The 3,008-nt window shown below is 51.5% G+C and carries 1 rRNA gene; it reads left to right on the top strand.

The window, feature by feature from the left end:
• Positions 1-68 precede the first annotated feature (68 nt).
• Positions 69-3,005: ribosomal RNA gene (locus BN349_RS22660) — 23S ribosomal RNA — on the top strand.
• The last annotated feature ends 3 nt before the right edge of the window (positions 3,006-3,008 follow it).

The raw sequence follows: 3,008 nt of genomic DNA, 5'->3' as shown, positions 1-3,008 counted from the left end.
CTTTGAAAACTAGATAACAAGTAAGAAGGCAAAGTAAATTTTGCGTCAAATATGATGTATAACCGTAAGGTTAAGTTAGAAAGGGCGCACGGTGGATGCCTTGGCACTAGGAGCCGATGAAGGACGGGACTAACACCGATATGCTTCGGGGAGCTGTAAGTAAGCTTTGATCCGGAGATTTCCGAATGGGGAAACCCACTGTTCGTAATGGAGCAGTATCCTTACCTGAATACATAGGGTATGGAAGGCACACCCGGGGAACTGAAACATCTAAGTACCCGGAGGAAGAGAAAGCAAACGCGATTTCCTGAGTAGCGGCGAGCGAAACGGAAGATAGCCCAAACCAAGAGGCTTGCCTCTTGGGGTTGTAGGACACTCTATATGGAGTTACAAAGGAACGGGGTAGATGAAGTGATCTGGAAAGATCCGTCGAAGAAGGTAAAAACCCTGTAGTCGAAACTTCGTTCCCTCTTGAGTGGATCCTGAGTACGGCGGAACACGTGAAATTCCGTCGGAAGCAGGGAGGACCATCTCCCAAGGCTAAATACTACCTAGTGACCGATAGTGAACCAGTACCGTGAGGGAAAGGTGAAAAGCACCCCGGAAGGGGAGTGAAATAGACCCTGAAACCGTGTGCCTACAAGTAGTTAGAGCTCATTAATGAGTGATAGCGTGCCTTTTGTAGAATGAACCGGCGAGTTACGATTACATGCAAGGTTAAGTTGAAGAGACGGAGCCGCAGCGAAAGCGAGTCTGAATAGGGCGAATGAGTATGTGGTCGTAGACCCGAAACCAGGTGATCTACCCATGTCCAGGGTGAAGTTCAGGTAACACTGAATGGAGGCCCGAACCCACGCACGTTGAAAAGTGCGGGGATGAGGTGTGGGTAGCGGAGAAATTCCAATCGAACCTGGAGATAGCTGGTTCTCTCCGAAATAGCTTTAGGGCTAGCCTCGATTGTAAGAGTCTTGGAGGTAGAGCACTGATTGGACTAGGGGCCCTCATCGGGTTACCGAATTCAGTCAAACTCCGAATGCCAATGACTTATCATCGGGAGTCAGACTGCGAGTGATAAGATCCGTAGTCAAGAGGGAAACAGCCCAGACCACCAGCTAAGGTCCCAAAGTATACGTTAAGTGGAAAAGGATGTGGAGTTGCTTAGACAACCAGGATGTTGGCTTAGAAGCAGCCACCATTTAAAGAGTGCGTAATAGCTCACTGGTCGAGTGACTCTGCGCCGAAAATGTACCGGGGCTAAACGTATCACCGAAGCTGTGGATGCATACCGTAGGTATGCGTGGTAGGAGAGCGTTCTAAGTGCGTCGAAGTCAGACCGGAAGGACTGGTGGAGCGCTTAGAAGTGAGAATGCCGGTATGAGTAGCGAAAGAAGGGTGAGAATCCCTTCCACCGAATGCCTAAGGTTTCCTGGGGAAGGCTCGTCCGCCCAGGGTTAGTCGGGACCTAAGCCGAGGCTGAAAAGCGTAGGCGATGGATAACAGGTTGATATTCCTGTACCACCTCTTTATCGTTTGAGCAATGGAGGGACGCAGTAGGATAGAGTAAGCGCACTGTTGGATATGTGCGTCTAAGCAGTTAGGCTGACAATGAGGCAAATCCCATTGTCGTGAAGGCGGAGCTGTGATAGCGAGGGAAATTTAGTACCGAAGTTCTTGATTCCACACTGCCAAGAAAAGCTTCTAGCGAGATAAATGGTGCCCGTACCGCAAACCGACACAGGTAGGCGAGGAGAGAATCCTAAGGTGTGCGAGAGAACTCTCGTTAAGGAACTCGGCAAAATGACCCCGTAACTTCGGGAGAAGGGGTGCTCTGGTAGGGTGTTAAAGCCCGAGAGAGCCGCAGTGAATAGGCCCAGGCGACTGTTTAGCAAAAACACAGGTCTCTGCGAAGCCGCAAGGCGAAGTATAGGGGCTGACGCCTGCCCGGTGCTGGAAGGTTAAGGGGAGAGGTTAGCGCAAGCGAAGCTTTGAACCGAAGCCCCAGTAAACGGCGGCCGTAACTATAACGGTCCTAAGGTAGCGAAATTCCTTGTCGGGTAAGTTCCGACCCGCACGAAAGGCGTAACGATCTGGGCACTGTCTCAACGAGAGACTCGGTGAAATTATAGTACCTGTGAAGATGCAGGTTACCCGCGACAGGACGGAAAGACCCCGTGGAGCTTTACTGCAGCCTGATATTGAATTTTGGTACAGCTTGTACAGGATAGGTAGGAGCCTTTGAAGCCGGAGCGCTAGCTTCGGTGGAGGCGTCGGTGGGATACTACCCTGGTTGTATTGAAATTCTAACCCGCACCCCTGATCGGGGTGGGAGACAGTGTCAGGTGGGCAGTTTGACTGGGGCGGTCGCCTCCTAAAATGTAACGGAGGCGCCCAAAGGTTCCCTCAGAATGGTTGGAAATCATTCGTAGAGTGTAAAGGCACAAGGGAGCTTGACTGCGAGACCTACAAGTCGAGCAGGGACGAAAGTCGGGCTTAGTGATCCGGTGGTTCCGCATGGAAGGGCCATCGCTCAACGGATAAAAGCTACCCCGGGGATAACAGGCTTATCTCCCCCAAGAGTCCACATCGACGGGGAGGTTTGGCACCTCGATGTCGGCTCATCGCATCCTGGGGCTGTAGTCGGTCCCAAGGGTTGGGCTGTTCGCCCATTAAAGCGGTACGCGAGCTGGGTTCAGAACGTCGTGAGACAGTTCGGTCCCTATCCGTCGTGGGCGTAGGAAATTTGAGAGGAGCTGTCCTTAGTACGAGAGGACCGGGATGGACGCACCTCTGGTGTACCAGTTGTCTTGCCAAAGGCATCGCTGGGTAGCTATGTGCGGACGGGATAAGTGCTGAAAGCATCTAAGCATGAAGCCCCCCTCAAGATGAGATTTCCCATAGCGTCAAGCTAGTAAGATCCCTGAAAGATGATCAGGTTGATAGGTTCGAGATGGAAGTGTGGCGACACATGGAGTTGACGAATACTAATAGATCGAGGACTTATCCAAAAA

It is taken from the genome of Bacillus sp. AP8, from assembly GCF_000321185.1.
Taxonomy (GTDB): domain Bacteria; phylum Bacillota; class Bacilli; order Bacillales; family DSM-1321; genus Bacillus_AD; species Bacillus_AD massilioanorexius.
The sequence above is the reverse complement of the archived record's forward strand: the minus strand, read 5'-3'. Positions and strand labels throughout refer to the sequence as shown.